General features: G+C 39.6%; 28 protein-coding genes. 16 read left to right on the forward strand and 12 right to left on the reverse strand.

Annotated elements, in window-relative coordinates; translation table 11 throughout:
- The first annotated feature begins 155 nt into the window (after window positions 1–155).
- Window positions 156–1,025, forward strand: a complete 870-nt coding sequence (gene rlmA, locus BCU94_RS09305) for a 23S rRNA (guanine(745)-N(1))-methyltransferase (RefSeq protein ID WP_102476225.1) — start codon at window positions 156–158, stop codon at window positions 1,023–1,025.
- Window positions 1,026–1,304: 279 nt separating this feature from the next.
- The gene (locus BCU94_RS09310; RefSeq protein WP_012155714.1) at window positions 1,305–1,511 is read left to right on the forward strand and encodes a cold-shock protein; all 207 of its coding nucleotides are present in this window, start codon (window positions 1,305–1,307) and stop codon (window positions 1,509–1,511) included.
- A gap of 698 nt (window positions 1,512–2,209) precedes the next feature.
- Here the strand turns inward: BCU94_RS09310 and BCU94_RS09315 are convergent.
- The 4 genes from BCU94_RS09315 to BCU94_RS09330 form a co-directional block, all read right to left on the reverse strand.
- Window positions 2,210–3,112 (reverse strand): ABC transporter ATP-binding protein, encoded by a 903-nt coding sequence (locus BCU94_RS09315; RefSeq protein ID WP_102438269.1) that lies wholly within the window; start codon window positions 3,110–3,112, stop codon window positions 2,210–2,212.
- Entirely contained in the window at window positions 3,109–3,942 is an 834-nt protein-coding gene (locus BCU94_RS09320; protein WP_102476226.1) for an ABC transporter permease subunit, read from the reverse strand. The genes BCU94_RS09315 and BCU94_RS09320 overlap by 4 nt, the downstream gene beginning before the upstream one ends.
- Before the next feature lie 170 nt (window positions 3,943–4,112).
- Window positions 4,113–4,775 (reverse strand): DUF480 domain-containing protein, encoded by a 663-nt coding sequence (locus tag BCU94_RS09325; RefSeq protein WP_102438266.1) that lies wholly within the window; start codon window positions 4,773–4,775, stop codon window positions 4,113–4,115.
- 78 nt (window positions 4,776–4,853) lie between these two features.
- Window positions 4,854–5,687: a S1-like domain-containing RNA-binding protein gene (locus BCU94_RS09330; RefSeq protein ID WP_102438265.1), complete on the reverse strand. Its 834-nt coding sequence runs from the start codon at window positions 5,685–5,687 to the stop codon at window positions 4,854–4,856.
- Between the two features lie 498 nt (window positions 5,688–6,185).
- Between BCU94_RS09330 and speE the strand changes: the two genes are divergently transcribed.
- From speE to BCU94_RS09380, 10 genes are all read left to right on the forward strand, one after another.
- Window positions 6,186–7,064: a polyamine aminopropyltransferase gene (gene speE / locus BCU94_RS09335; protein WP_198589280.1), complete on the forward strand. Its 879-nt coding sequence runs from the start codon at window positions 6,186–6,188 to the stop codon at window positions 7,062–7,064.
- Window positions 7,065–7,092: 28 nt separating this feature from the next.
- Window positions 7,093–9,006 (forward strand): biosynthetic arginine decarboxylase, encoded by a 1,914-nt coding sequence (gene speA, locus BCU94_RS09340; protein ID WP_102438263.1) that lies wholly within the window; start codon window positions 7,093–7,095, stop codon window positions 9,004–9,006.
- A 50-nt stretch (window positions 9,007–9,056) separates the two neighbouring features.
- Complete coding sequence (locus BCU94_RS09345) at window positions 9,057–9,986, forward strand: adenosylmethionine decarboxylase (protein ID WP_102438261.1); 930 nt, start codon at window positions 9,057–9,059, stop codon at window positions 9,984–9,986.
- A gap of 30 nt (window positions 9,987–10,016) precedes the next feature.
- Window positions 10,017–10,949: an agmatinase gene (gene speB, locus BCU94_RS09350; RefSeq protein ID WP_102476227.1), complete on the forward strand. Its 933-nt coding sequence runs from the start codon at window positions 10,017–10,019 to the stop codon at window positions 10,947–10,949.
- 206 nt (window positions 10,950–11,155) lie between these two features.
- On the forward strand, window positions 11,156–11,794 hold the full coding sequence (pdxH, locus tag BCU94_RS09355; RefSeq protein WP_102438257.1) for a pyridoxamine 5'-phosphate oxidase: 639 nt from the start codon (window positions 11,156–11,158) through the stop codon (window positions 11,792–11,794).
- A 60-nt stretch (window positions 11,795–11,854) separates the two neighbouring features.
- On the forward strand, window positions 11,855–12,304 hold the full coding sequence (locus BCU94_RS09360; protein WP_102438255.1) for a YaiI/YqxD family protein: 450 nt from the start codon (window positions 11,855–11,857) through the stop codon (window positions 12,302–12,304).
- Window positions 12,305–12,435: 131 nt separating this feature from the next.
- Entirely contained in the window at window positions 12,436–13,011 is a 576-nt protein-coding gene (locus tag BCU94_RS09365; RefSeq protein WP_076537515.1) for a YceI family protein, read from the forward strand.
- Window positions 13,012–13,068: 57 nt separating this feature from the next.
- Window positions 13,069–13,419, forward strand: coding sequence for a DUF3802 family protein (locus BCU94_RS09370; RefSeq protein WP_102438251.1), 351 nt, complete (start codon window positions 13,069–13,071; stop codon window positions 13,417–13,419).
- A 54-nt stretch (window positions 13,420–13,473) separates the two neighbouring features.
- On the forward strand, window positions 13,474–14,352 hold the full coding sequence (locus tag BCU94_RS09375) for a RimK/LysX family protein (protein ID WP_102438249.1): 879 nt from the start codon (window positions 13,474–13,476) through the stop codon (window positions 14,350–14,352).
- A gap of 163 nt (window positions 14,353–14,515) precedes the next feature.
- Window positions 14,516–15,232 (forward strand): pseudouridine synthase, encoded by a 717-nt coding sequence (locus BCU94_RS09380; RefSeq protein WP_102476228.1) that lies wholly within the window; start codon window positions 14,516–14,518, stop codon window positions 15,230–15,232.
- An 80-nt stretch (window positions 15,233–15,312) separates the two neighbouring features.
- Here BCU94_RS09380 and hppD read toward each other — a convergent pair whose 3' ends face one another.
- Complete coding sequence (gene hppD / locus BCU94_RS09385; RefSeq protein WP_102476229.1) at window positions 15,313–16,353, reverse strand: 4-hydroxyphenylpyruvate dioxygenase; 1,041 nt, start codon at window positions 16,351–16,353, stop codon at window positions 15,313–15,315.
- Between the two features lie 72 nt (window positions 16,354–16,425).
- A complete protein-coding gene (locus BCU94_RS09390) occupies window positions 16,426–17,586 on the reverse strand; it encodes a homogentisate 1,2-dioxygenase (protein WP_102476230.1) in 1,161 nt (386 codons plus the stop codon).
- Between the two features lie 248 nt (window positions 17,587–17,834).
- On the opposite strand from BCU94_RS09390, the gene BCU94_RS09395 reads away from it, so the two are divergent.
- Both BCU94_RS09395 and BCU94_RS09400 read left to right on the forward strand, forming a co-directional pair.
- Window positions 17,835–18,767 (forward strand): LysR family transcriptional regulator, encoded by a 933-nt coding sequence (locus tag BCU94_RS09395; RefSeq protein WP_102476231.1) that lies wholly within the window; start codon window positions 17,835–17,837, stop codon window positions 18,765–18,767.
- A 44-nt stretch (window positions 18,768–18,811) separates the two neighbouring features.
- Window positions 18,812–19,267 (forward strand): EVE domain-containing protein, encoded by a 456-nt coding sequence (locus BCU94_RS09400; RefSeq protein WP_102438239.1) that lies wholly within the window; start codon window positions 18,812–18,814, stop codon window positions 19,265–19,267.
- Between the two features lie 108 nt (window positions 19,268–19,375).
- On the opposite strand, the gene BCU94_RS09405 is transcribed toward BCU94_RS09400, so the two are convergent.
- Window positions 19,376–19,789 carry a YccF domain-containing protein gene (locus BCU94_RS09405; RefSeq protein WP_076537536.1) on the reverse strand — a complete coding sequence of 138 codons (414 nt, stop codon included), beginning with the start codon at window positions 19,787–19,789 and terminating at the stop codon, window positions 19,376–19,378.
- A 243-nt stretch (window positions 19,790–20,032) separates the two neighbouring features.
- Here BCU94_RS09405 and BCU94_RS09410 point away from each other — a divergent pair, with 243 nt between their 5' ends.
- On the forward strand, window positions 20,033–21,028 hold the full coding sequence (locus BCU94_RS09410) for a 1-aminocyclopropane-1-carboxylate deaminase (RefSeq protein ID WP_102476232.1): 996 nt from the start codon (window positions 20,033–20,035) through the stop codon (window positions 21,026–21,028).
- A 231-nt stretch (window positions 21,029–21,259) separates the two neighbouring features.
- Here the strand turns inward: BCU94_RS09410 and BCU94_RS09415 are convergent, their stop codons facing one another.
- The 5 genes from BCU94_RS09415 to BCU94_RS09435 form a co-directional block, all read right to left on the reverse strand.
- Entirely contained in the window at window positions 21,260–21,433 is a 174-nt protein-coding gene (locus BCU94_RS09415) for a hypothetical protein (protein ID WP_102438235.1), read from the reverse strand.
- Between the two features lie 590 nt (window positions 21,434–22,023).
- A complete protein-coding gene (locus tag BCU94_RS09420; protein ID WP_102476233.1) occupies window positions 22,024–22,701 on the reverse strand; it encodes a ChrR family anti-sigma-E factor in 678 nt (225 codons plus the stop codon).
- Window positions 22,694–23,356 (reverse strand): sigma-70 family RNA polymerase sigma factor, encoded by a 663-nt coding sequence (locus BCU94_RS09425; RefSeq protein WP_102476234.1) that lies wholly within the window; start codon window positions 23,354–23,356, stop codon window positions 22,694–22,696. Before BCU94_RS09425 ends, BCU94_RS09420 begins: the two co-directional genes overlap by 8 nt.
- A gap of 248 nt (window positions 23,357–23,604) precedes the next feature.
- On the reverse strand, window positions 23,605–24,153 hold the full coding sequence (locus BCU94_RS09430; RefSeq protein ID WP_102438229.1) for an LON peptidase substrate-binding domain-containing protein: 549 nt from the start codon (window positions 24,151–24,153) through the stop codon (window positions 23,605–23,607).
- An 85-nt stretch (window positions 24,154–24,238) separates the two neighbouring features.
- Window positions 24,239–24,787, reverse strand: a complete 549-nt coding sequence (locus tag BCU94_RS09435) for a lipocalin family protein (protein WP_198590872.1) — start codon at window positions 24,785–24,787, stop codon at window positions 24,239–24,241.
- A gap of 218 nt (window positions 24,788–25,005) precedes the next feature.
- Here BCU94_RS09435 and BCU94_RS09440 point away from each other — a divergent pair, with 218 nt between their 5' ends.
- The gene (locus BCU94_RS09440; protein ID WP_102476235.1) at window positions 25,006–25,947 is read left to right on the forward strand and encodes a chemotaxis protein CheV; all 942 of its coding nucleotides are present in this window, start codon (window positions 25,006–25,008) and stop codon (window positions 25,945–25,947) included.
- Window positions 25,948–25,961: the final 14 nt, after the last annotated feature.

Consider the following 25,961-nt stretch of genomic DNA (forward strand, 5'->3'; position numbering starts at 1 on the left):
GCATTGTAAGTAACTGCATTATAAGTAACCGAGACTATTTTTGAGTTTTCGGTGCTATTTATATTAGTTGTAGTCTTAACTAATCTCTAAATATAACTTAAATCACAAGCTAGAATTCAACTTAATCACCTTTTTCATTTCTATAGAGTTATGTCATGCAATATATTTGTCCAATCTGCCAAACAGAGTTATCACTGCACCAAAAATCATGGCATTGTCAAAATCGTCATCAATTTGATTGCGCTAAAGAGGGCTATGTGAACCTGCTTCCAGTGCAGAAGAAAAACTCCAAAGACCCCGGTGATAATAAAGAAATGATGCTAGCGCGCCGAGAATTTCTGAACCAAGGCTATTATGAAAAGCTCAGTGAGAAAGTGAATCAGCTCGCGGTTAAGTATGCTGCTAATGCACAATGCGTGCTTGATATCGGTTGTGGTGAGGGGTATTACAGTAACAGGCTTCATAGCGCTTTAAATGAAAATAGCGCCTTAAATGCAAGCAATAATTCGCTTGATACCGCCCCAAAAGCCAATGTTGAACAAACATGTCACTTACAAGGGTTAGATATCTCAAAGTCTGCGATACGTTACGCCTCTAAACGTTATCCACAAATGGACTTTTGTGTTGCTAGCGCTTATGAGATGCCGTTTTCAGCGTCAGCGTTTGATTTGGCTATTCGTATTTATGCACCGTCAAAAGTAGAAGAGTTGCAACGGGTACTTAAAAAAGGGGCTATTTTAATTACCGTAGCACCTGGGCCAATGCACCATTTTGCAATGAAAAAAATTATTTACAGTGAGCCCAAACCTCATGATGAAGCCAAAGCGCAGATTGAGGGCTTTAGCTGCTTACATCAGGAGCGATTACAGTATCGGCTTGAGTTATCTAAAGTCGTTGATATTGAAAACTTTTTGAATATGACTCCCTATGCATGGAAATTAACAGCTGAGCAAAAGGCTGAAATTTCAAATCAAGGGCTTAGCTGCGAGTTAGACTTTAGTATCGAAATTCACATCCGTAATTGATTTGTCATATAGAACTGGTATTTTACTATTTGAATCTGATATTTAGTTGTGAATTTTGTTAGTCCGAGCACTGAATATTGTTGTTGTAGCATCTATATCAAATTATATAGCGATTTAGTTGACATACCCGCAAAAAGGTTCATAATCTATCGGGCTTGAAGGTTGGGCTTAGTTTATGTGTTTCAATACGACCAGTTTCGTCCTGTGAACATAAGTAAAACCGGCATTTTCAGCTCTACTGCCGTTAAGGCTTTAATTTATATATACAGGATTTATATCATGTCTCAAGTTACTGGTGTTGTTAAGTGGTTCAACTCTGATAAAGGTTTCGGATTTATCGAGCAAGAGTCTGGTCCAGACGTATTCGTTCACTTCCGTGCTATCAACTCAGACGGTTTCAAAACTCTTGACGAAGGTCAAAAAGTACAGTTCACTGTTACTCAAGGACAAAAAGGTCCTCAAGCTGAGAACGTTACTGTAGTTTAATTATTTCTAGCTTCGGCTAGTATAATTAATAAAGCTGTAGTCTTTGACTACAGTTTTTTTTTGCTTTTTTTAACTATCCTTTGTTTAAATACCTTTATTTCAATAACTTAGGTTGATAAGTTGTTTTAACCCTTGTTGTTGCAGTATGCTCTGCTAGTTTAGATGTTGATTTGGTGACTCTCTCTTTAGTTGCATTCCATCAGCTTAGAAGCATCAATCCACTCCATTTTTTGCCTCGCTTTTATCTGCATCTGAAATACTTTTACTATTTATTTACTGTGATTGCTATTTCGTTACTGCCGATTTCTTAGTGTTTTCCCAGTCTGTTTCTCACTCTATTTTCGTTATTTGAACCTTGGATTTTGGGCGTTATAGCCACCTATGGAAATCTACAATTTGCTGATTTGTCCTAGTCAGCCAGTTTCAGCTGTATGTTTTCTTATGTTGATTTGATTTAGCTAATTGCAAAATGTATACGCTTCTATCAGGTTTACTAAGCAGATAAAGTCATCGTTCAATGTTGTTTTTACAGTTAAAAAATCGACATTTTTATTTTGGGAGCAAGTGCAGATTAAGAGCGATTTGAAATTATTGAGGGTGCTAGGTGTGACGGGGGTCACGTTTTTGTTAATTGCTTTTAAAAATTAAAACCCAGCAATAATTGCTGGGTTTGTTAGATTTAATCAACTTAATGCTGCTTAATTTGAAAACAGTGTTTCTTCTAAGCTTCGTCCTTTCATCATTGCTTTATATTGCCATCCTTGCTCGGTAAATAATGTTAGTAATGACAACTCTAAGCTAAAGCTTACATCTATACGGTGCTCAATAATTATTTGCTCATCGTTGTTAATTTTCACATTGAGGATATTAGGCAGTAAACGCACCTTATCACTTAGTGCACTAATGTCTGCTTGCTGCATCGTCAAGGTTAAAAAGGCGGTTTCAGCATCAGCTTTCATTGACACCGATTGTTGTAGCTGACCGTTCTCTAAATAGACAACTTGATCGCACAGTTTTTCAAGCTCTTCTAAATTATGGGAGCTAATAACAAAAGTCGTTTCTACTGATAAGTCTTTTACTATTTGACGGATTTTTTTTGCGTTAACAGGATCAAGCCCTGCAGTGGGTTCATCAAGTAACACCAGTTTAGGCGAACCTATCAGCGCTTGAGCGATCGAAACTCGTTTACTCATTCCATGACTGAGGCTTTTAGGTAACATTTGCGCTGAGCTAGTTAAGTCAACTAATTCAAGCACTCTAAGTGCTTCTTGCTTAGCTTTCTTACCTGACATACCTTGTAATTTACCAAAAAAAGTAAGTTGCGACACTATACTAAAGTTGGGGTCTAACGCGGCGTCTTGTGGTAAAGCTGAGACAATATTTTGTAATTTAGCACTGCCTGGCTTTTCCCCAAAAATGCTTATTTCACCATTACTGGGATGAATAAAACCACAAAGTAAGCTAAAAAGGGTAGTTTTGCCGGCGCCATTAGGGCCTACAAGCGCGATAGGCGCACCAGCATCAAGTGACAGATTGATATTAGATAGCGCCACTTTATTGCCATATTGCTTAGAAATATTAGTACAGGTAATTAACTTCATAGTGCACTCCTTTGCATGTAAATTCGGCCAAGTGCAAGGATAACTATGGCTTGAATGATTGGGATCGGGGCGTAAATAAGCGAGCCAAGACCCTGAGTATTAATCATTAAAGATAACTGTGAACCCGGCAATACCCAGCTAATGAACGAAACTGCAGGTAGCTGACTATTAATAATGGCTATGACGATACCGCTGAGTGCCCAAAGGATTACCGCATAAATGCTGGCCATTCTGGCAGAGTTGGCGTACCAAGATAACACTGCCATCACTGCGGTATAGGGTAAAAGGACGATAGTGATACTCAAGAATACCGCAAAGCCGCTAATTACTGCATCGCCAAGTAAACTGGCATCACGACTTATTACCATCACAAGAGTGGCGATAATGGTCAGTAGTAATAGGCTTGATTGAATAAGCATTTGCCCTAAAAAACGGCCAAAGAAAATACTGTCTCTACTGACTCTGAGGCTTAAAAATCGGAATGATCCTCTTTGTTTATCAGAACTAAATTGATCTGCAGTAATGAAAATACTGAAAAAAGGAAACAGATATAAAGCAATACACCAAAACACTGCAAATTCAGCCACAGACCAATTAAATAATTGATCTAAGGTGCCAGGGCCGTATAGACCTTGGACCAAGTCTTTGGTTGCGGGTTCGAGTAGGTAGCTAGAGGCACTATTAACTGGGTATAAAAGGATAATCGCCCAGATCAAGGAAAAGGCGATTAATGCTGCAATGCCTTTGGTATTGGTAAAACGTTTACTGACCTCATAGGAGGCAATGAGCCATAATTGGCGTATTGCTGAAGGTCTTTGAGTTGAATCCATTTAGTATCAATCCTTGCAAATACAATAATATTTTAGTCATCATACTTTATCGCTACTATTTATCAGATTAATTTTTGTTAAATTACCGGCAAGCTGTGCTCAACAGTGTTGTTTGCTGAGCACGCAGTATAAAAAGTGGCTTGAGTGTAGATGCTTATTTATTAACAGTGTTAGTTTAATAATTGCTCGAGTTCTTGAAGGCGCTGAGTTAACTCACTGACTTGGGTTTCAAGTAGCTCCACTCTAGCGGCTAAGGCTTGTTTATCTGCTGCTGATGATGGCGTGCTTGCAACACTGGCATCGAATGATGTTGTGCCTTGTTCAAGGTATTGCTTATCAGAAAATAATTGTGCGTAACGATTATCACGACGGCCAGCTTCGCGGGGCAATTGGACGATTAGCGGCTCTTCACGGCTGGCTAGCGCTTGTAATGTGGATTCGACTTGCTGAGGCGTTTCAAAAGTATGTAGTCGATTACAGCGGGTTTTGAGCTCACCGGGCGTTTGTGGCCCACGTAGCAGCATCACAATTATCACTGCAAGTTGATCACTACTAAGCTGTAAGTCACTGAACTCGGTATTACAAAAACGATGCTTGTATTTTACCACTCGACTGCCAAAACCTGACTGCTCACTGATAAGTCGCTTCTTGGCTAAATCATCAATAATGGTTTGTACTTCAGTCTCGCTTAATGCCATGACGGGTTCACGACTACTTTTTTGGTTACAGGCAAGGGTGATTGAATTGATTGAAAGCGGGTATTGCTCAGGGGTAGTAATTTCTTTTTCTAATAAACAGCCAATAATGCGGGCTTCCAGATTGCTAAGTTCCATAAATTACTCCAAATAAAAAAGCATGGTTTGTTATAACAGAACCATGCTTTTTATCAAATAATTTGGCTATTTAGGCTGCTATTTAAGTAATCTAATGCCGTCAGCTTCAATGCTAATTTGTTTCGCTTTGAATAAACCGCCAATGCTGCGTTTGAAGGCTTTTTTGCTCATGGCGAGTTGCTCGTAAATAATCGCTGAATCAGTTTTGTCATTTAATGGTAAAAAACCACCTGCGCGGTGCAGTTTATTAATAATGGTTTCAGCATTTTTATCAAAGCTTTGTTGGCTGTCTTTTTGTAAAATTAAATCCACTTTGCCATCTTCACGAACTAGCTTGATATAGCCTTTGATTGATTGACCAAAGCTTAGGCGTTGGAATACTTCATTTTGATAAAGCACGCCCCAATGGGCATTATTAATAATGGCTTTGAAACCTAAATCAGTGGTGCCACCAATGATTAAGTCAACTTCTTCACCCACTTGATATTCAGCAGGTGTCTTGTCTAAAAACTTATCGACTTTTGCTGATGCCATAATGCGTTCATCGGCTCTATTGGCATGAACATAAACTAGGTATGACTTACCTTCTTCAATGTGTCGATGCTGCTCACCAAAAGGCAGTAATAAATCTTTATCTAAGCCCCAATCTAAAAATGCGCCAAAAGGACCAGTAGCAATGGCCTCTAAATAAGCAAATTCACCCACTTGTGCATAAGGTGTTTGGGTGGTCGCAATAACAATATCTTCAGAATCGAGATAAAGAAAAACATCTACCATATCGCCGACTTGACAGCCTTTAGGGGCAAATTTATTGGGTAACAGCACTTGCCCAAGTTCTTCAGCATTTAGGTAAACGCCAAAATTAACTTGTTTAACGACCTCTAGGGAGTATTTCTTTCCGATCTGTATCATTCGCGACTCTGGTTAACTTAGGTTATGAAAAAACAGTTTGATTATATACGCAATCAGCTTGCTTGTAACTTGGGTTTCTAAACAAACTCATTGAAGTTAATTTTAGGTGATGACGATCATCTATACTGTCAGATAACATGCTATTGCTATTGGTTAGTAAGTTTTTGTTATTTAACAAAAAAAACATCATCAATTTGCAGTGGCTAAATATTAAGATATTTTTATATTAAAATGGATTTTTCTTGCTTGCATTTAACCGGTTAGCAGGGTTTAATTGCGCCGCTTTTTTATTTGCACTTTTCAAGTTTCTGTTGTGTCATAACCGTGAGACTGTTTGCTATGTTTATGGCTAGCGCACAGCAGGTATTGAGGCTTGATTGTTTGCTATTAACTGAGTCGTTCATGACCACATCGTTTTGGTCGCTTTGTATGACTCTTTTTGCTCACTTATTTCTACGTGGTGTTATTACAAAAATAACCACGTTGGACTTTTATAACATGATAAACAAATCAGATATTTATTACGAAACATTGCACGCTGGCTATGGTCAGTATTTTGAGGTTGAGCAGGTTTTGTTTGAACAAAAAACACAGCAGTGGCATTTAAGTATTTTTGAAAATAAAACATTTGGCCGTGTTATGGCGTTAAATGGTGCGATTCAAACCACTGAAAAAGATGAATTTGTTTATCATGAAATGATGACTCATGTACCTATTATTGCCCATGGTAAAGCCAAACGAGTACTCATTATTGGTGGCGGCGATGGCGGTATGCTAAGGCAAGTGCTTAAACATAGCGCGATTGAGCAGGTTACTATGGTTGAGATCGATGCTAATGTGGTTGAGATGTGTAAAACCTATTTCCCGCAGCATTCTCAAGGTGCGTTTGAAGACCCAAGAGTAAACTTGGTCATTGATGATGGCATGCATTTTATTGCCCAATGCCAAGACAAGTTTGATGTGATTATCTCTGATTGCACTGATCCGGTGGGGCCTGGTGAAGTACTGTTTAGTTCACCATTTTATGAAAATTGTAAACGCTGCTTAACTGAGCAGGGGATTTTTGTGGCCCAAAACGGTGTGGCTTTTTTACAGCCTGAAGAAATACAAGATACGGTTCGTAGAATGAGCCCTTATGTAAAAGACTGCTGGTTTTACACTGCAGCAGTACCGACTTATATTGGTGGCACCATGGCATTTGCGTGGGCTACCGATAATGTGTGTGCCAGACAGCAAGATTTAGCAACATTAACCCAACGGTTCGAGACGGCAAACATTAATACTCGTTATTATACGCCTGCTCTTCATATGGCAAGTTTTGCATTGCCAGCTTTTGTAGAAAATGCAGTCAAAAGTGCGCAAGTAACCACTGCATAATTTGCTTGATATAGACGGAATAAAAAATATGAAAGATTGGTCTATCGAAAATGCACGTGCAAGCTATAACGTGACTCATTGGAGCCAGCAGTATTTTGGTATTGCAGATGATGGCGAAGTGACTGTTACTCCAGATCCATCCAAACAAAACTGTACCATTGGCTTAAATGAACTCGCCAAAGATATGGTTAAAGCTGGGGTGTCGTTACCTGTATTAGTTCGTTTTCCGCAAATTTTGCATCGCCGAGTTGAAAACTTATGTGATGCGTTTAATGCCGCTATACAAAAATACGAGTATCAGAATGACTATTTATTAGTTTATCCGATCAAAGTGAATCAACAGCAAACCGTAGTTGAAGAAATTCTTGCCAGTCAAAAGTCTAAAGAAGTGCCACAACTTGGCCTTGAAGCAGGTAGTAAACCTGAATTAATGGCGGTACTGGCGATGGCGCAAAAAGCCAGCTCAGTTATTGTTTGTAACGGCTATAAAGATAAAGAGTATGTTCGCTTAGCCTTAATTGGTGAAAAGCTAGGTCATAAAGTTTATATCGTCATTGAGAAGTATTCAGAGCTTAAGCTAATTCTCGAAGAGTCAGCAAAACTTGGGGTGACACCACGTTTAGGTTTACGTACCCGTTTAGCTTTCCAAGGTAAAGGCAAGTGGCAAGCCAGTGGCGGCGAAAAATCCAAATTTGGTTTATCTGCAGCTCAAGTACTAAAAGTGCTCAATGAGTTAAAGCGCGTCGATAAGATGGAATCATTGCAACTTATCCATTTCCACTTAGGTTCGCAAATTGCCAATATTCGCGATATTCGCCAAGGTGTGAGTGAAGCCGCACGTTTTTATTGTGAATTACGTGAAATGGGCGCCTTGATTGATACTTTCGATGTCGGTGGTGGTTTAGCCGTAGATTATGATGGTACCCGAAGCCAAAGTAATAACTCGATGAATTACGGCTTAGCTGAGTACGCTAACAATATCGTTAATGTGTTAACCGATATTTGTAATGAGTACGACCAACCTATGCCACGAATTATTTCAGAATCAGGTCGCCATTTAACCGCGCATCATGCCGTGTTAATTACTGATGTGATTGGCACCGAGTCATACTATCCTGAAGAGATCCATCCACCTGAAGAGAGTGCGCCGCAGTTACTGCACAACATGTGGATGTCATGGACGGATATGAGTGAGCGCCCAGATAGCCGCGCCATTATCGAAATTTATCATGATACGCAAAGTGATATTGCTGAAGCGCATTCATTATTCTCAATGGGTCAATTGACCTTAATGCAGCGCGCTTGGGCTGAGCAAACCAATTTACGTGTTTGTCATGCACTTAAAAGCTTATTAAGTAATAATAACCGTTTCCATCGCCCTATTATTGATGAGTTGAATGAAAAATTAGCAGATAAGTTCTTTGTTAACTTTTCATTATTTCAATCAATTCCAGATGCTTGGGGGATTGATCAGGTGTTCCCAATATTGCCGTTAAGCGGTTTAGATAAGCCACCTGAAAGACGCGCGGTCATGCTTGATATTACCTGTGATTCAGACGGTATTGTTGATCAATATGTTGATGGCCAAGGCATTGAAACGACGTTACCTGTGCCTGCATGGTCAGCTGAAAGTCCATATTTGATTGGCTTTTTCATGGTCGGTGCTTATCAAGAAATTTTAGGTGATATGCATAACTTATTTGGTGATACCAATTCTGCGGTTGTGCGTGTAGAAGACAATGGCTTACCTAATATTGAGTCTGTGTTGGCTGGCGATACCGTTGCTGATGTGCTGCGTTATGTCAATCTTGATGCAGTTGCATTTATGCGTACCTATGAAGAGCTTGTGAATCAGCATATTGCTGAAGATGAAAGAGCATCAATTTTGGAAGAGTTACAGTTAGGTCTAAAAGGTTATACCTATTTAGAAGATTTCTCGTAAAAGTGTTTTTGCGGCGCGGATAATGCGCGCCGCTGTTTTAGGTTTAATTTATGTTTTTTGAAGGTTCAGAAAAGAAAATTGAAGTCATCATTGCTGACTCCAATGTTAGATTACGGCATTTGGGCCAGCCTTTTTGGGCTGGTATCGTTGCTTGTGCCAATGCTGAAATTTTATCTTCAGTGAGTAATGATTATTGCGACGCCTACTTGCTTAGCGAGTCGAGCTTATTTGTTTGGGATGATCGCTTTGTGATGCTAACGTGCGGCACGACAACCCTTGCTGATGCGGTTATGTCATTTATCGACCACGTTGGGGAGCAAGCAATTGCTTTTGCCAGTTACCAGCGTAAAAACGAGTATTTGTCGCATTTACAATCAAGTTCATTTAAAGAAGATTTGACTAAAATTCGTCAAACAGTAACCGGAAATGCCTATCGCATTGGTCACTTAGACTCGCATCATCATTATTTGTTCAGTACTAAAAAGCCATTTATTGCGCCAACAACTGACGTCACTAATGAACTATTGATGTATCACATTAATGGCGCTGCAGCGAATTATTTACGTGGCGTAGATCAGTCTGCACAGGGTATTCGTGACTTGCTTGAATTGTCGGTGCTATTTCCTGATTTTATTATTGATGACTTTTTATTTGAGCCTTTTGGTTATTCCATCAATGGCATCAAAGATGAGTCCTATTTCACCATTCATATCACCCCGCAAGAAAAAAGCTCCTATGTGAGCTTTGAAACGAATCTCAATCTTGCAGATTATCCTGTTGATGTTTATGGCAAGTTATTGGGCATTCTCAACCCTGGTAGCTGGGATGTGATTGGCTTTAACTCCCCGAGAAATACTCAGGGGTTCCCTGAACATCTATGTTTAGGAAGTTGCTCATTAGCTACTGAGCAAGGCTATACCATTGATTTCAGTCATTATCAGCAGCTTTGTCATGAAGTGTTGATCCCAGAATATTTGTAGTTATTGGCTTAAGCCATTACGGAGATTTTTATGAGCACTTTTGCTGAAAAAGCAGATTACTCTTTGTATTCAAATGCATTTGGCTACTTACGTCAGCCATTAGATTTTAAACCCACTGAAACCGATGCCGATGTGGTGGTTATTGGTTTGCCTTTCGATATGGCCACCACGGGTCGCTCTGGTGGCCGCATGGGCCCTGAAGCCATTCGCCGTGCATCAGTCAACCTTGCGTGGGAAGAAACTCGTTGGCCATGGGATTTCAGCTTAAGCGAAACCATCAATATTGTTGATGCTGGCGACTTAGTGTTTGATTGTGGCGATCAAGAAGATTTCACCAGCCGTTTAGAAGCGTTTGCCACCCGTATTCTTGATGCAGATAAAGCACTACTCAGTTTAGGTGGCGATCACTTTGTGACTTTACCACTGCTGCGTGCTCATCATAAAAAGTACGGCAAAATGGCTTTGCTGCATTTTGATGCACATACCGATACATATAGCCAAGGCAGTAAATACGACCATGGCACTATGTTTTATCATGCGCCTAATGAAGGTTTAATTGCGCCTGAAAATTCAATTCAGATTGGTATTCGTACTGAATTTAATGCCGCCGATCATCTATTTAAAGTGATTGATGCTGCACAGGCCAATGATTTAACTGCTGAACAAATTGTCGAACAAATTAAAGCGAGAGTGGGCGATATGCCGCTTTATGTGACCTTTGATATTGATTGTTTAGATCCTGCTTACGCGCCAGGTACTGGTACGCCAGTTTGTGGTGGCTTAACCAGTGATAAAGCGATGAAGATCATCCGCGGCTTACGTGGCATGAACATAGTTGGTATGGACGTAGTTGAAGTAGCACCAGCCTATGATTCTGCTGATATTACCGCTTTAGCTGGGGCAACCTTAGGGCTGGAAATGCTCCACGTTTGGGCTGCAGGCAAAGGTTTAGTAAAAAAATAGTCGCAAATTAGTCTTAAATTAACGACTAAACACTTAAAATGCTCCTTTATAAAACCAACGTTCATCGTTGGTTTTTTTTATCGGAAATGAATTGTTTTTCAATGCTGATAATATTTGTCAATATTGTCATGATCATATATCAGTGTTCGTGAGTATAATGGCAACATATACAAAGACAGTTGCATCTAACGAGGTTTAGCAAAGATATGAATGATTTAACAGATATCCGCCGTGAATATACTCAAGGTGGTTTAAGGCGCAATGATCTCCCTGCTAATCCAATGACGTTATTTGAAACTTGGATTGAGCAAGCCAAAGACGCGCAATTAACCGATCCAACCGCTATGTGCGTAGCCACTGTTGATGAGCATGGGCAACCTTTCCAACGAATTGTGCTATTAAAAAAGTTTGATGATGATGGCTTTGTTTTCTTCACCAATCTAGAAAGCCGTAAAGCCACTCAATTGGCTCACAATGCCAAAATCAGTTTGTTGTTCCCATGGCATCCATTAGAGCGCCAAGTCGCCGTCACTGGCGTGGCAGAGCCGTTATCCATGCTTGAAGTGACTAAGTACTTTATGAGCCGCCCTAAAGACAGTCAAATAGCTGCATGGGTGTCAAAACAGTCCAGTAAAATTAGCGCAAGACAAGCCCTTGAAGGTAAATTTAATGAGATGAAGAATAAATTTGCCAAAGGTGAAGTGCCGTTGCCAAAGTTTTGGGGCGGTTACCGCGTAAAAGCTGACAGTATTGAGTTTTGGCAAGGTGGCGAGCGCCGCTTGCATGACCGTTTTATTTATCAAAAACAAGATAGCGATTGGCTTATCGATAGACTTGCGCCTTGATAAACGGCTTAAATTGCGTGCAAGTTTGATGTGTACTGATAAAAATTGACGAGAAAATGAATGAGTAAAACAATTTGGGTTGATGCCGACGCCTGTCCTAATCCGGTTAAAGAAATGCTATTTCGCGCCGCCGACCGCAAAAAAGTGCCATTGATATTAGTGGCCAATCAACTGATCCGCGTGCCAGCATCGGCTAATATTTCTGTGGTCAGAGTCAGCTCAGGTTTTGATGAAGCTGATAATTACATTGTTAAGCAATTAAATAGTGGTGATTTAGTTATTACCGGTGATATTCCGTTAGCGGCAGATGCCATTGAAAAAGGCGCCGTGGTGTTTAATCCCCGCGGTGATATCTATACCGTTGATAACATAAAACAACGTTTGACCATGAGAGATTTTATGGAAGAGCTAAGAAGCAGCGGCGTGCATACTGCAGGGCCCAATAGTTTTTCACAAGCCGATAAACACGCTTTTGGGCAAGCATTAGATAAATGGTTGAGTCGCTTGTAAAAATTTCTTGAGTCGTTGTATAGAGCAAGGTTTCACCCTTACCGGAATCATGGTGATAATAATAGCGTTCCAGCCAGTTAAGAAAATTTAATCTATAATTTAACTGTTTTTATTCACAAAAAGGATTAATGATGAAAAAATGGATCGCAGTATTACCATTAGTATTACTCAGCACCTCAGTGTTGGCCGCAGATTGGCAAGTGAAACAAGCGCATTCAAAAGTGAGCTTCATTTCAATTAAACAAGCCGATGTTGCTGAAGTACATGATTTTAAACAAGTCAGTGGTAATTTGACCTCAGCAGGGGCCTTTAACTTAACGATTGATTTGGTCAGTGTTGATACCGGTATTGAAATACGTGATGAACGCATGCAGGCCATGTTATTTGAAGTGGCTAAATATCCGCAACTACAGTTAAGTTCGATGGTTAATCCACAACTCGTGGCTGATTTGAGTGTTGGCTCAACGTTAGTGACCCAAATTGATGGCACAATTGAGTTACATGGTAAAACCAAGAAACAATCATTTGATGTGTTGATCGCTAAATTATCAGACACAAAAATGGTAGTGACCAGTATGTCTCCTGTCATTGTGCAAGCGGCAGATTTTGGTTTAACTGACGGGGTGAATAAGTTGCGCGAAATCGCTGGCCTTGGCAGTATAAGCTTAGCGGTACCCGTGTCGTTTGTATTAACGTTATCGCAATAAAACGAATTGTGGCTTTTGTGTGAATCACATACAAAAGCCACCTCATTAAGGTAAGTAATGGTCACAGATAAAGACGGTTATATTCATCTAATTCAATATTTAACTGAACATTTAGGCCTATTTGAAAAGTCTGAAGCCAGCAGCATTAACAATCAAACGGTTTTAGAATTATTTGAAGATCAGTTATCAGCCCAAATCATCATGGTATGTGGTCAAAACCCCAAGCTTTCATTTGAACAAAGAAATGACATCATTCGAGAAATTGATGCCATTGTTTATGATCTTGAAGAAATTCTCGCCAGTGTCGCTAAGCATAATGCTACGGCGGAGCAGAGTATTTTTATCACTGAGTTCTCAGGGCTTATTAAGAACTTATTCGATAAAGAAATCGAGCAACTTCTCAGATAAACCTATTTTTAACGTCATTATTTTAATTATTTATATTCATTATTAGGAACCTGCATGTTTAAATCTCTTGTTGGTGCAATGCTATTCATTTGTATGTCTTTTTCATCAGTGGCGGCTGAAAAACAAGTGTTGGGGCAAACTGAAATGATGTCAGTGAGCCAAGGCGGCATTGTATTTGAGGCTCGTATGGATACTGGAGCGGTAAACTCTTCATTGCATGCACTTAATATAAAGGTGTTAGGCGGCAGTGCAAAGAAAATGAAGGATAATGTTGGTAAAACCGTTTCGTTTACCACAGAAAACGAAAAAGGTCAGCAGCAGCAAGTTAGTGCCAAAATTGTTGGTACTTCGACCGTCAGTAACTCCCAAGGCACTGAAACCCGCTACGCGGTTAAGTTACCTATAACATTCGGTGACAGCACCCGTACGGTAAAGGTTAATCTTCGTAATCGTGCCTCCATGGATTATAAATTACTCATAGGTCGCAATTGGTTAAAAGGTAAATATGTGGTTGATGTTTCAGAGCAAAAACTAATTGGCCCTACTGCAGACATTAGCATTGTAGAGTCAGGGTTAATATTTGATACCCGCATTGATACCGGCGCCGTTGAGAATTCATTACACGCTACTAACCTGCATATTATTGGTGAAGACAAAAGCAACATGGAGAACAATGTCGGTAAAGATGTCACTTTTACCACCATGAACGAGAAGGGTGAAAAAGCACAGGTCACAGCTCGAATTCATAGCACTTCCTTAATCCGTAATGCACAAGGCAGTGAAATCCGTTATATGGTGACCTTGACGCTAGGTGAACCTGGCCAAGAGTTCAAAGTTGATGTTAATTTACGTGATCGCAGTAAAATGACCTATAAATTGCTTATTGGACGTAATTGGCTGCAAGGCCACTATATTGTCGATGTGGACATGTAAGCCTGTTTACAGATTCAATACCGTTCAGTTGAGCGGTTTTTTTTGTCGATATTATTTAAACGATTAGCGTTAAGTTGTTATTTTTACATCAGCATTTAGTGTAACGCTTGTATCTATCATAAACTTCAAACTTAACCCTTGCCCCCCCCAAAAAAAGGCCAGCATGTCTGAATTTATTGCACCGCCGTGTTCAGAACACATCACTATTTTGTATCAAGATGAGCATTTATTACTGATAAATAAGCCTAGCGGTTTACTGAGTCTTTCTGGTAAAAATCCACTTAATAAAGATTCTGTACATTATCGTCTGGTTCAAGATTTTCCCACTGCGACATTAGTTCATCGACTCGATTTTGGCACTTCAGGCATTATGCTGGTGGCATTAAATAAAACCATTAATGGCTTACTGACCAAGCAGTTTCAAGAAAAAAGCATCAGTAAACACTACAGTGCAATTTTGTTCGGTCATGTTTTTGGAGAGCAGCAACAAGATAAAGAAGTTGGCTATATTGACGCCCCTATTGCCAAAGACGTGGATAATTTTCCGTTTATGAAAATTTGCCATGAAAAGGGCAAACCATCACAGAGCCAATTTGAAGTGATAGAGCGGTTAGAGATAGAGTCAATTAATTTACAAGAAGCGATACCAATAACCAAAGTGAAATTTGTACCTATTACCGGTAGAACACATCAGTTAAGACTACATAGTCACTATATTGAACATCCTATTTTGGGTTGTGACTTATATAAAAATGCGCATTCTCAAGTACTCGCTGAAGAAGTCTTTGGCCCACGACTATTATTACATGCACAGCAGCTTTGCTTTCGACATCCTGTGACCGATGAAATGATTGATATTGTGTGTGAAGCGCCGTTTTAGCATTCCAGTAAAATTCAGATATGAAAAAGCCAGCAGTTAAGCTGGCTTTGTTATAAATATTTATAATTGGTGAGTCGGGCTTAAAGCACACCACGTTTCATTTGATCGCGCTCTATTGATTCAAATAACGCTTTAAAGTTACCTTCACCAAAGCCTAGGTTGTTCTTACGCTGAATAATTTCAATGAAGATTGGCCCAAACAGGTTTTTGGTGAAAATTTGTAATAGGTAACCATCGTCATCCCCATCAACTAATATTTGGTGATGCTTGATGCGATCTCTATCTTCAGTGACTTGTGGCAGTTTCTCAAAAATAGTGTCGTAATACTCAGGAATAATATCCAGTGTTTTAATCGCTGTGCCTTCCATAGCATCTAAAGAGCCAACAATATCACGGCTTCTAAAGGCTAAATGCTGCACACCAGGGCCATTATATTCACCTAGGTATTCATCAATTTGGTTCTTGTCATTGCCTTTACCTTCATTAATCGGAATACAGAAGCTGCCATCAGGTGAACGCAGGGCGTAAGATACAAGCGCAGTTTGTGAACCACTAATATCAAAATAACGCACTTCAGTGAAACCAAAAATATCTTTATAAAAGTTGGCCCATTTTTCCATGGTGCCTTTATAAACATTGTTGGTCAGGTGATCGACTTCCATAAAGCCTTTTTCTTCAACAATGATAGGTTCAACTAAATCTTCAAAATCATTAGCATAAATATTATTGTCAGTGCCAAATACATCGATGAAGTAAATTAAGCTATCACCAATACCGTAAATAGCAGGGTAAGGCATATCTTTAGCCGTATCATCAGCCGGTTTTGCGCCGCGCGCTACAGCTTCAGTGTAAGCAAATTGTGCATCTTCAACACGCCAGCCCATAGAACAAATAGCGGGGCCATGAGACTTAGCAAATTCAGCTGAGAAGCCTTGCTTAGATTTGTTCAATAAGAAGTTGATATCGTTTTGTTGGTAGTAAACGATATCGCTATGTTTAGCTTGTTTAAGCATTGAAAAACCAAAGTCGACAAACACTTGATGCATAAAATCAGTATCAGGACTGGCAAATTCAGTAAATTCAATACCTAGTAGTCCAAGTGGGTTTGTTTCGCTAGCCATGGTGTTTTCCTTAATAATTATCTTTATTTTTCATCACTCTGTGGTGATGTGTAATAGGGATGCTGTTGGTGATTAATCTTCAATCCAAGAGCGGTTGTAATCATCACTCATGCAGTTTTTGACATGGGTGGTTAAATTAAGTGGCGCAAAGGTATCAACCATTACGGCATATTCGTAAGTTTCGGTTTTGCCGATAGAGGCTTCGGTGCGCCCAGGTTGTGGCCCATGTGGCACGCCTTTTTGATGCAAGGTCATGTAACCAGCTTCAATACCTGTGCGGCTCATAAAGTCACCGTCAACGTAATACAGCACTTCGTCGCTATCGATGTTGTTGTGGTAATAAGGCGCTGGAATTGATTCTGGGTGGAAGTCATAGGGACGCGGTACAAAGTTACATATCACAAAATTGTTAGCCGTAAACACGATATGGTCAGAAGGCGGTAAATGAATTTTTCCTACTTTAGGTGCATATTCGGTGATATTAAATGCCCAAGGATAGACGCAGCCATCCCAGCCCACTAAATCAAATGGATGCCACTCTAAGGTGGTGAGTTGATACTTATCGCCAAACTTGCTGACTAAAGGAAACTCACCTTTTTCAACGGTAGCATCAGTAAGTTCAGGGGTGCGAATATCACGTTCACAATATGGCGCTGACTCCAGCATTTGTCCATAGTCATTTCTAAAATGTTTGGGTACTTCAACCATTGAGTTTGATTCAATAACGAATAAGCGTACATTACTGTAATCATTAAACTTGAGCTGGTAAGTCGTGCCTCTCGGAATGATTAAGTAATCCCATTGCTTAACTTGAAGTTGACCATATTCACTTAACAGCGTTCCTTCACCTTGGTGGACAAAGACCACTTCATCAGCATAGGCATTACGGTAAAACTCAGCCGTATCTTCAGTGACTTTGGCGGTGTACATGGCCACATCACTGTTATAAAAAATCTTGTTACGGGCACTGAAAAAGTTGCCGCTGCAATCAGCTTGGCGCGAATCGAGTTTGTAGTTTTGGATTAACGAGTCTTGCCACTCGTCGCCGTGCTCAAGAGCATAGGGAGCCACCGCTAATGCCTTAGTCGGCATATTATGGTGATATTTATTGGAGTAAATATTGGCAAAGCCGTGAGTAGAAAACAGTTCTTCACGGTAAAGCTCGCCAGAGTCTTTTTTAAAAGCGATATGGCGTTTAGAAGGTATTTGTCCTTGTTGAACATAAACCGGCATCGTAACTCCTCAACTCTTATTCGTTTGGTTGTCGTTATTGAGCTTCATTAATCTGCTTTGTTAATGTTTTTCTAGCGCAGCGTTAATAAACTATTTGTGATCTAGTTAACAATTTAGTTGCTAGGATGGACAAAAAAAAGAATAATAAACCACTTAACTTAATCTAATTTTTAGATGGTTAATAAAAGTTTACATAAGTGTCACGACTGCAGAACACTTAAAGGCAGAATAGGGACATGGAGGCTTAAATGAAAATCGATGTAGAAGCATTTAATGTGCTACAAGTACTTGTTGAAGAAGGAAGTTTTGCTAAAGCCTCTGAGCGGCTACACAAAGCGCAATCAGCAGTAAGTTATCAAGTAAAAAAACTCGAGCAACACCTAGGGGTGACTTTATTTAATCGGTCTCAATATCGGGCTGAATTAACCCCAGAAGGCAAAGTGATTTTGGCTGAAGGCCAACGGTTACTGCAACATTTAGCCAATATTGAACATTTAGCCAGTCGTTTTAGCGAAGGTTGGGAGCCAAAGCTTGAATTGGTGATTGACGGCGCGCTGCCAATGGAGCCTATCATGACAGCGTTAAAGCGCATGTCTGAGCATAATATTCCTACCAAGATACAACTTAACATGGAATTTTTAGGCGGCGTTCAACATCGTTTTGAGCGAGATAAAGCCGATTTAATGCTGGTTAAGGATTACCTTGCAGGGCCTTATTTTTCTGCCCAACAACTGCCACCAGTGACCAGTTTATTGGTTTGCTCATCGCAGCATCCTCTTGCTGAGTTATCCGGTGTTACCCTGACTGATCTGCAGCAACATGTAGAATTAACCATTGAAGACTCATCGCCGCAAAAACTACACCGAGACGAGTTACAGTTTGGCGGCGACAAAGTGTTTTACTTATCAGGCTTTATTATGAAGAAAAATGCCTTACTAAAAGGGCTAGGTTTTGGCTGGATGCCGGAGTTTCTTATTAATGATGAGCTTACGGGCAAGAATTTAGCCATAGTAGATTTTGTTGGTGGCCATAGATTTAGATTTACCCCGCAGTTAGTATCTACCCTAGAAAGGCCACTTGGGCGGGCGGGTCGATTATTTACTGAGTTAATTTCAGAAGAATTTGCAACTTTTAATCAATCAACTAATGATCAAAAAATTAGTCATTCGGCCATTGGTTAGTTATGGATTGCATAAGTATTATCGTTTTACTGTTAAGGATTTAAATGAAGTATTGGTTAATGAAATCGGAACCTGATGAGTTCAGCATTGACGATTTAGCAGCATGTTTACCACAGTCAGAACCCTGGCAAGGGATACGTAATTATCAGGCGCGAAACTTTTTACGGGATGAGGTAAAAACAGGGGATTTAGTGCTGTTTTACCATTCCAGCTGTAAAGTTCCCGCTGTTGTGGGGATTGCTGAAGTGACGTCAGATGCTTATAACGATTTAAGTGCTTTTGATAGTCAAAGTGCTTATTTTGACCCTAAGTCAGATAAACAAAAACCGAGATGGGTTGCAGTAGATATTCGTTTTAATCAAAAGTTAACCCGCATTATTACCTTGGCGCAGTTAAAAGCAGATCCAAAACTTGCTGACATGGTATTAGTAAGTAAAGGCGCTAGGTTGAGTGTTCAACCAGTGACAGAAGAAGAGTTCAACTATATCGTTGCCTTATAAATGCTTTATAAATGCTTTATAAATGCCTTAAACATAAAAAAGGAGTGCTAAAAAATTAGCGCTCCTTTTTTAACATTCAATAGTAACAGCAATTAAAATTGGTTTAGATTAATAGCTTTCTTTTGCCACTATGGTTTGTCCAATCGGCGTGAGGCTCAATAAAGCCAGCTTCACATGTTGTATAGCAAACGGAATACCAATGATAGTGATAAAACAAGCTAGAGCATGGGTGAGGTGACCGATGGCCAACCAAATACCGAAAAATAAAAACCAGATTACATTACCTATCATCCCTAATGGACCGGTACCAAAGTCTTCTGTGCCTGATAGGTGTTTACGATTTACATTTTCTTGGCCGAATGGCCAAAATGCCATTTCACCAATGACGAAACAGGCTCGGCCAAAGGGGATACCGATAATACTAATAAAACATAAGAGCCCAGCTAGCCACCAAGCTAAGCCCATTATAAAGCCGCCCATGATGAACCAAGCGATATTAAAAACTAATCTTAATACTGACATCTAAAATCCCTTACTTGTTGTAATAACTTACTATTTTTAATCGTGCTTTGTACAGTTTGTTAGTCGAACTATGCACTATTGAAGCGAAATCTGTGCCACATTATATATATTTTTTATCTTGCTGAATTTAAACGATAATTCTATAAGGTATATTGTCTCTTAAACTCTCAGCATAAATAGGTTAGTTAAAAACAACATTTTTTAGTTAAAATAATAACTCTACTCATTGATGTTGAGATAAACATGTTTGCCACCACACCAGTACAAACCATTCGATTTGCAGAGCAGGCGATATTTGTAAAACGCGATGATTTACTCCACCCGGATTTCAGTGGTAACAAAGCACGAAAATTTCAATATTTTCTCGAGCAAGATTTCCCTCTAGTAAAAAAACTGGTTGGCTATGGCTCAGCGCAAGCAAATTCGCTGCACTCTTTAGCTGCCTTAGCCAAAATGCGCGGCTGGCAACTTGATTATTATGTTGACCATATAGCTGGCTATCTTAAGCAAAACCCCCAAGGAAACTATAAAGCGGCCTTAGACAACGGCGCCAACATCATTGAAAAGCCAGCGGGTATTGAGCTGAACCTAGAGACTTATGTACAACAAGATATTCAAGCGCCGTATGAATCGAACAAACAGCTTGTCGTTAAGAGTACGGTGTTTGTTCCCGAAGGCGGGCGTTGTGAATATGCTCAGCTAGGGCTTGATCAACTAGGGCGAGAGATTATTGAATGGCTTAAACAAAATAATATGAAAAAGTTAGAGCTATTTCTTCCTTCAGGTACAGGTACCACGGCACTTTACTTACAACGTTTTTTTGTCGAATTCAGTAAAACAGCCAGCAGCTCAGACCTCTCGCTGCCCAGTGTAACGGTATTAACCTGCAGCTGTGTTGGCGGTGATGAATATCTCACTAAGCAGTTTTATCAATTAACCGATAATACTGACTATCATCCAAGGATCATCTCTAATGGTAAAAAGTATCATTTTGGTAAGTTGAACCGTCAGTGTTATGACATGTGGCAACACGTCAATAAGCAAGGTATTGAATTTGAATTGTTGTATGACCCAGTTGGTTTCATCATGCTGGAGCATTATCTAAATACTGCAAACCTAAGCGGCGATGACTTAAACAAAGGTGCTGCTGTTCCTGTGATGTATTTACATCAAGGGGGCTTGCTGGGTAATCCAAGCATGTTAGCGCGCTACAAAAGGAAATATCAACAGCAAGGATGATAGCGGGTTTATATCTAGGCTAGATAAGCATTCATTAGAGACAATATTGAAAATTGATTTGAACTATGACGTTGGAGAGTTGCTTAGAGAAGGATTTGAAAAGTGCTCTTGGGTGAGGGTAACTTCATGTTGCTCAGTTCTAATAAACGTCCGGTAAGGTGTGAGAGGAAATACCGAGAAGCGATGTCTATTGAGTAACTGAGCAAATGAATAACGCAAGCGTTAAAAGTCTTACTTGTTAGCCGTAAGTAACCATTTCATAAATGTTAACGCTTCAGTGCGCTTAGAAAAAGTTGTTTTAGTTTTACCTTGGCTATCGGTAAAAGCTATTGAGTTTTTATTTGATGATATTGAATTAACAGGGAAATTAACTGTAATTTCATGACCATTTATGTTGTATGACATGTGCCACACTCCTTTTTAATTTTCACCTTTTTGGTGAGTAAGTAATAACAATATTTATCCTTAAGCAGTTGTGTTGCGTAAGTTTAGATTTATGTGCTTAAGTTCACTGTGCTTATTACACTTACAAGTAGGCTGGTTTGATCAATTCTATTTTTAATCGCCAATTTACTTGCTGTAGTTAGTTGAACATAGGCATATGACAAACAAATGACAGAGAACAACTTAGCAAATGACTTGTAGTGTGGGTTTACTGCATGTAGTGAGTGACTAACAGAAGGGTAAACAAATAATTACAAGAAAACTTAAATACACAGAGGATATTAGTCATATATTTTTTATATAGCAATACATTTTTTACAATTCAGGACAATTAATGGATAAAAGGTGAACTTAATCGCCCTTTATTTGAATATTTATCCAACAAAAGCAGCAACACACTGTACTTTGTGGCGACTTATCCTCAGTTAGGGTAAATAATCTAGCTAAGTCGACGATAAGCATAACTGTTATAAAAACCGCAAAAAAAGAGTGCTTTGTGTCATTAAAGCACTCTTTTATCTTTAAAATCAGAGTCAGTGTTAAGCCGTTGATTAATAAATCAGTTCGCCTATTGGGTTGAGTAGCTTACTGATCCCTTTAGTAAAATATAAAGGCGCATCAACAACGGTATAACATAAACACCCCTCAACTGTTTTAGGGCTGTGCTCATGGTCACTATTAAGTAACATAAAGTCACCTGCGCTGTAGGTGTTGTATTCATCGCTGAATTCGCCTGCTAACAACAAGGTCAACTCTTGGCCTTTATGGGTGTGCTGTGGGATTTCGCCGTTTTTATCAATATGCAGTAAACTCGCTCTTGCTTGTTTCTCGCCGGTGTCGAGTCTTAACCGACTGACTTTACCTATACCTTGCCAATGGTTTTCTACTTGCTGGCGAAATGCAGCCGGTAAATTGTATTGCTGACCTTTGACCTTGACTGCGACCTTGGTTTGCTTTGGCGATACATCAACGGCATCATCCATTTGCATCATAGTGTTAAGCATGGCTTCAAGCTCTGCATCCATAGCTTCATTTATGCTTGAATCTAGTGATGCTGTGGGTTGCGCATTTAAGCTGTTTTCAGCAGCAACCAAAGTTAGTTGCTCAATTTTATCGGCGCAATGACGACACAGTTCACAATGGGCTGACACGGCCAATGATAGAGACAAAGGCAGTTCTCCTTTGGCATGGAGAGACAGTAATTGCTCATCGGGGTGATAATTAATCATAATGTTTCTCCATGAAGCCTTTTAACTTCTCTAATCCTAATCTGAGTCTTGATTTAACCGTGCCAATGGGCACTTTCAATTTATCTGCCAGTTCTTGCTGAGTGAGCTCTTGCATGTAAATGCCTTGCACCACCTGTTTTTGCAGCGGCGGTAGTGACTCAACGTGTTTAAGCAAGGTGGCAGACAATTTGAAGTCATTTTCAGTTTCATCGCTGCCATCAGAATCGAATAGAGACCAAATATCGTCACCAAACGCATCTTCACGGTTATGTTGCACTTTACGCAACATGTCAAAGCACTGATTACGCATGACTGTGAACACCCAAGTGCTTACTGCAGCTTTATCAACATTATAAAGATGGGCTTTAGTCCATACTCGGGTCATGGTTTCTTGAACTAAGTCCATGGCTAAGCCTTGTTGGCTCAAACGTTGGATCCCAAAAGAACGTATTTTGGGCGAAAAATGAGCAAACAGTTTAGCAAAAGCAGCTTTATCTCTATGATTTGCAACACGTAGCATTAAGCCTGCAAGCATCTGGGCTTCGTCATCATTTTTATCGGTTGATTTCATGGCAGTATCTATTGCTTTTGTATTTTTAGATAACATACCTTTATCATAACGACTTTGAACCGTTTGTGATTGAAAATTTTGCATTTATTTTCACTCGCATCGTCAGTGTTAAGAGAGCTTTAGTCACATATATTGCATTAATCTGTTTTATATAGCAGGTTAAAAGCTGACTAAATCCGAAAGTTACTTGTTGATACGCAAAAGGATGAAAGATGGTTCAAAAAAGGCTTAAAAATGTGCAACTTTTTTATCATTTATTACTAAGAGTTAAAAATTTGAGTGGTTTGCTTTGAGTTAAAGTCGCTAACCACCTGATTTTGAATGCGTTAAGATTACTTAATAATGCTGGTGATCAAGGCTTGGGTCATTTCGTGATTATGACTATTAATGCACTGGTACTTTTCCTCTGGGCTAATGGGCATTATCTCTAACCAGCGCTGACAGACCCATGACAAATTATTAAAGTCGTCATCTTTATAGTGAGATAATTGTTGTGGGTACTGCTGTAAAATCTCTTGTAAGGTTTTCTTTAAAAAATGTTGTTTGGGCTTTATATCTGTTTGCGGCCAATCGGGGATTAAACTGACATCACCTCTTTTTAAACCATCAGCTTCAGTATCGAACTGATTGATTTTAAACCGCTGTTTACCTTCGATACTAATACCTAATAGTCCATCGTCTAGCGTTTCAAAATCGATAATATGAACCCAAGTTCCTAAAGGCATGAGTTGGTTGTCACTGGTTAGCATGCATAAGCCAAAACCTTCACCTGATTTAAGTGATTCAGTCACTAAACGTTTATATCTTGGTTCAAAAATGCGCAATTGCGTGAAGCCTTGAGGTAACAAGCAAATGGATAATGGGAACAGAGGCAATTTCATAACAGCACCTTTATTACTAACTTAATGATGAATGTAGTATTCATGTTTTCAATAGTTTATACGGTGATATTGAGGGTAATGATCACTATTGTTTTACCCAAATTAATTGCTGAGTATCAATGCCTAATGCGGTCATTTTTTCTGTGAATCTGAGTTTATGCTCGGCAGAGATGTTAGGTGTGCGCGATAAAATCCACGCATAATCATTGTTTGGACCTATCACTAACGAACTTATATAGTTTCCGTTTTTATCTTCCATCAAATCATGGATTTGATAGGCACCATAAAACGGCCCAAAAAAAGAGACTTTTAAACGGCCAATATTGTCCGTTTCAATGAAGTAGGCTTTACCCTCTGCTTCACTCCAACGTGCTTTTTCGTCTGAATAACCTCGATTGATGACCACAACTTTATCGTCATCAACAGAATAGTTGGCTGTGACTTTTGAAAGGCCTCTTTCAAATGAATGGTCAAGTCTGGCGATTTCATACCAGCTACCGAGGTAATTGTTGAGTTTAAAGTTTTCAACCACAGTCACTTTTTTATCGAGCATAGTGCAAGCGCTTGTTCCGCTAACTAGCAAGGCACACAAGGCGATGCTTTTTATGTTGTTATAAACCTTGGTCGATGTCATTTGTTGTGATCCCTATAGTTTTATCTTGAGTTGAATTTGCACTAATTACTCATGTTACGTACGATGCTGCCGATAAGATCTATATTAAAATTTATTAGGTTAATATCTGTTCTAAATGATGTTTTACAGCCAACCTTATTTAGTCAATGTCGCTGTTGTATCCGCTAAAAATTTTTTAATGGCTAGTAGAACCAAGGTCGAGTTAACGAGAAATAATAATGAAAAAAATGCTGGATTCAGTCGATCAACGTACTAAATTAGTCGGTGAGAACCGTTTAGAGTTACTGTTGTTCAAAATTAGTGCCACCCAATTATTTGCTATTAACGTGTTCAAAGTCAAAGAGGTCGTTAAGCTTCCGCCTTTAAGCGCATTACCTGGCAGTAACTCAAACATTAGTGGTGTTGCCAACATTCGTGGTATGTCTATTCCAGTGATTAATTTGCGCGGTGCTATTGGCTTTAGCCCTATGCCAGTCTCAGATGACTGTAATTTGATTATTACTGAGTATAACCGCAGTGTGCAGGGCTTTTTAGTTGGCAAGGTAGAGCATATTGTCAATATGACCTGGGGCGATATTATGCCGCCGCCAAAGTCTGCTGGGGCTAATAACTATTTAACGGCTATCACTAAACTGCAAGATAATGATGTACAAAGATTGGTCTCTATTATTGATGTCGAAAAGGTGCTAGCTGAGATCATTGATTACGACATTACCTTATCAGAAGGCGTACTTGATCAACAATTAGTGGCGCACATGCCGGGCCGAAAAGTATTAATTGTTGATGACTCCGCCACGGCTAGAAAACAAGTACGCGACACCCTCAGTCAACTGGGGATTAAAATCATAGAGGCCTCTGATGGTTTGCAAGCATTGAATATGCTTAAAGGTTGGGCAGCAGAAGGTAAAAGCGTTGCCGATGAGTTATTGATGATGATTACCGATGCAGAAATGCCTGAAATGGACGGCTATAAACTCACAGCTGAAGTGCGCGCCGATGAGCGCATGGCGTCACTGTATATCACCCTTAATACCTCGTTAAGTGGCAGCTTTAATAATGCTATGGTTGAAAAAGTGGGCTGTGACAAGTTTATTTCTAAATTCCAGCCAGACTTATTGGTTGATGCGGTGCAGCAGCGCTTAAAGATGATCCTTGACTAAGTGTATCTTCAGAG

This window comes from Shewanella sp. 10N.286.52.C2, assembly GCF_002874545.1.
In the GTDB taxonomy this organism is placed as follows: domain Bacteria; phylum Pseudomonadota; class Gammaproteobacteria; order Enterobacterales; family Shewanellaceae; genus Shewanella.

Excerpts from the sequence above, each read along its gene's own strand:
- rlmA (WP_102476225.1), top strand. The coding sequence starts at position 156 with ATGCAATATATTTGTCCAATCTGCCAAACAGAGTTATCACTGCACCAA.
- BCU94_RS09310 (WP_012155714.1), top strand. The coding sequence starts at position 1,305 with ATGTCTCAAGTTACTGGTGTTGTTAAGTGGTTCAACTCTGATAAAGGT.
- BCU94_RS09315 (WP_102438269.1), bottom strand. The coding sequence starts at position 3,112 with ATGAAGTTAATTACCTGTACTAATATTTCTAAGCAATATGGCAATAAA.
- BCU94_RS09320 (WP_102476226.1), bottom strand. The coding sequence starts at position 3,942 with ATGGATTCAACTCAAAGACCTTCAGCAATACGCCAATTATGGCTCATT.
- BCU94_RS09325 (WP_102438266.1), bottom strand. The coding sequence starts at position 4,775 with ATGGAACTTAGCAATCTGGAAGCCCGCATTATTGGCTGTTTATTAGAA.
- BCU94_RS09330 (WP_102438265.1), bottom strand. The coding sequence starts at position 5,687 with ATGATACAGATCGGAAAGAAATACTCCCTAGAGGTCGTTAAACAAGTT.
- speE (WP_198589280.1), top strand. The coding sequence starts at position 6,186 with ATGATAAACAAATCAGATATTTATTACGAAACATTGCACGCTGGCTAT.
- speA (WP_102438263.1), top strand. The coding sequence starts at position 7,093 with ATGAAAGATTGGTCTATCGAAAATGCACGTGCAAGCTATAACGTGACT.
- BCU94_RS09345 (WP_102438261.1), top strand. The coding sequence starts at position 9,057 with ATGTTTTTTGAAGGTTCAGAAAAGAAAATTGAAGTCATCATTGCTGAC.
- speB (WP_102476227.1), top strand. The coding sequence starts at position 10,017 with ATGAGCACTTTTGCTGAAAAAGCAGATTACTCTTTGTATTCAAATGCA.
- pdxH (WP_102438257.1), top strand. The coding sequence starts at position 11,156 with ATGAATGATTTAACAGATATCCGCCGTGAATATACTCAAGGTGGTTTA.
- BCU94_RS09360 (WP_102438255.1), top strand. The coding sequence starts at position 11,855 with ATGAGTAAAACAATTTGGGTTGATGCCGACGCCTGTCCTAATCCGGTT.
- BCU94_RS09365 (WP_076537515.1), top strand. The coding sequence starts at position 12,436 with ATGAAAAAATGGATCGCAGTATTACCATTAGTATTACTCAGCACCTCA.
- BCU94_RS09370 (WP_102438251.1), top strand. The coding sequence starts at position 13,069 with ATGGTCACAGATAAAGACGGTTATATTCATCTAATTCAATATTTAACT.
- BCU94_RS09375 (WP_102438249.1), top strand. The coding sequence starts at position 13,474 with ATGTTTAAATCTCTTGTTGGTGCAATGCTATTCATTTGTATGTCTTTT.
- BCU94_RS09380 (WP_102476228.1), top strand. The coding sequence starts at position 14,516 with ATGTCTGAATTTATTGCACCGCCGTGTTCAGAACACATCACTATTTTG.
- hppD (WP_102476229.1), bottom strand. The coding sequence starts at position 16,353 with ATGGCTAGCGAAACAAACCCACTTGGACTACTAGGTATTGAATTTACT.
- BCU94_RS09390 (WP_102476230.1), bottom strand. The coding sequence starts at position 17,586 with ATGCCGGTTTATGTTCAACAAGGACAAATACCTTCTAAACGCCATATC.
- BCU94_RS09395 (WP_102476231.1), top strand. The coding sequence starts at position 17,835 with ATGAAAATCGATGTAGAAGCATTTAATGTGCTACAAGTACTTGTTGAA.
- BCU94_RS09400 (WP_102438239.1), top strand. The coding sequence starts at position 18,812 with ATGAAGTATTGGTTAATGAAATCGGAACCTGATGAGTTCAGCATTGAC.
- BCU94_RS09405 (WP_076537536.1), bottom strand. The coding sequence starts at position 19,789 with ATGTCAGTATTAAGATTAGTTTTTAATATCGCTTGGTTCATCATGGGC.
- BCU94_RS09410 (WP_102476232.1), top strand. The coding sequence starts at position 20,033 with ATGTTTGCCACCACACCAGTACAAACCATTCGATTTGCAGAGCAGGCG.
- BCU94_RS09415 (WP_102438235.1), bottom strand. The coding sequence starts at position 21,433 with ATGTCATACAACATAAATGGTCATGAAATTACAGTTAATTTCCCTGTT.
- BCU94_RS09420 (WP_102476233.1), bottom strand. The coding sequence starts at position 22,701 with ATGATTAATTATCACCCCGATGAGCAATTACTGTCTCTCCATGCCAAA.
- BCU94_RS09425 (WP_102476234.1), bottom strand. The coding sequence starts at position 23,356 with ATGCAAAATTTTCAATCACAAACGGTTCAAAGTCGTTATGATAAAGGT.
- BCU94_RS09430 (WP_102438229.1), bottom strand. The coding sequence starts at position 24,153 with ATGAAATTGCCTCTGTTCCCATTATCCATTTGCTTGTTACCTCAAGGC.
- BCU94_RS09435 (WP_198590872.1), bottom strand. The coding sequence starts at position 24,787 with ATGACATCGACCAAGGTTTATAACAACATAAAAAGCATCGCCTTGTGT.
- BCU94_RS09440 (WP_102476235.1), top strand. The coding sequence starts at position 25,006 with ATGAAAAAAATGCTGGATTCAGTCGATCAACGTACTAAATTAGTCGGT.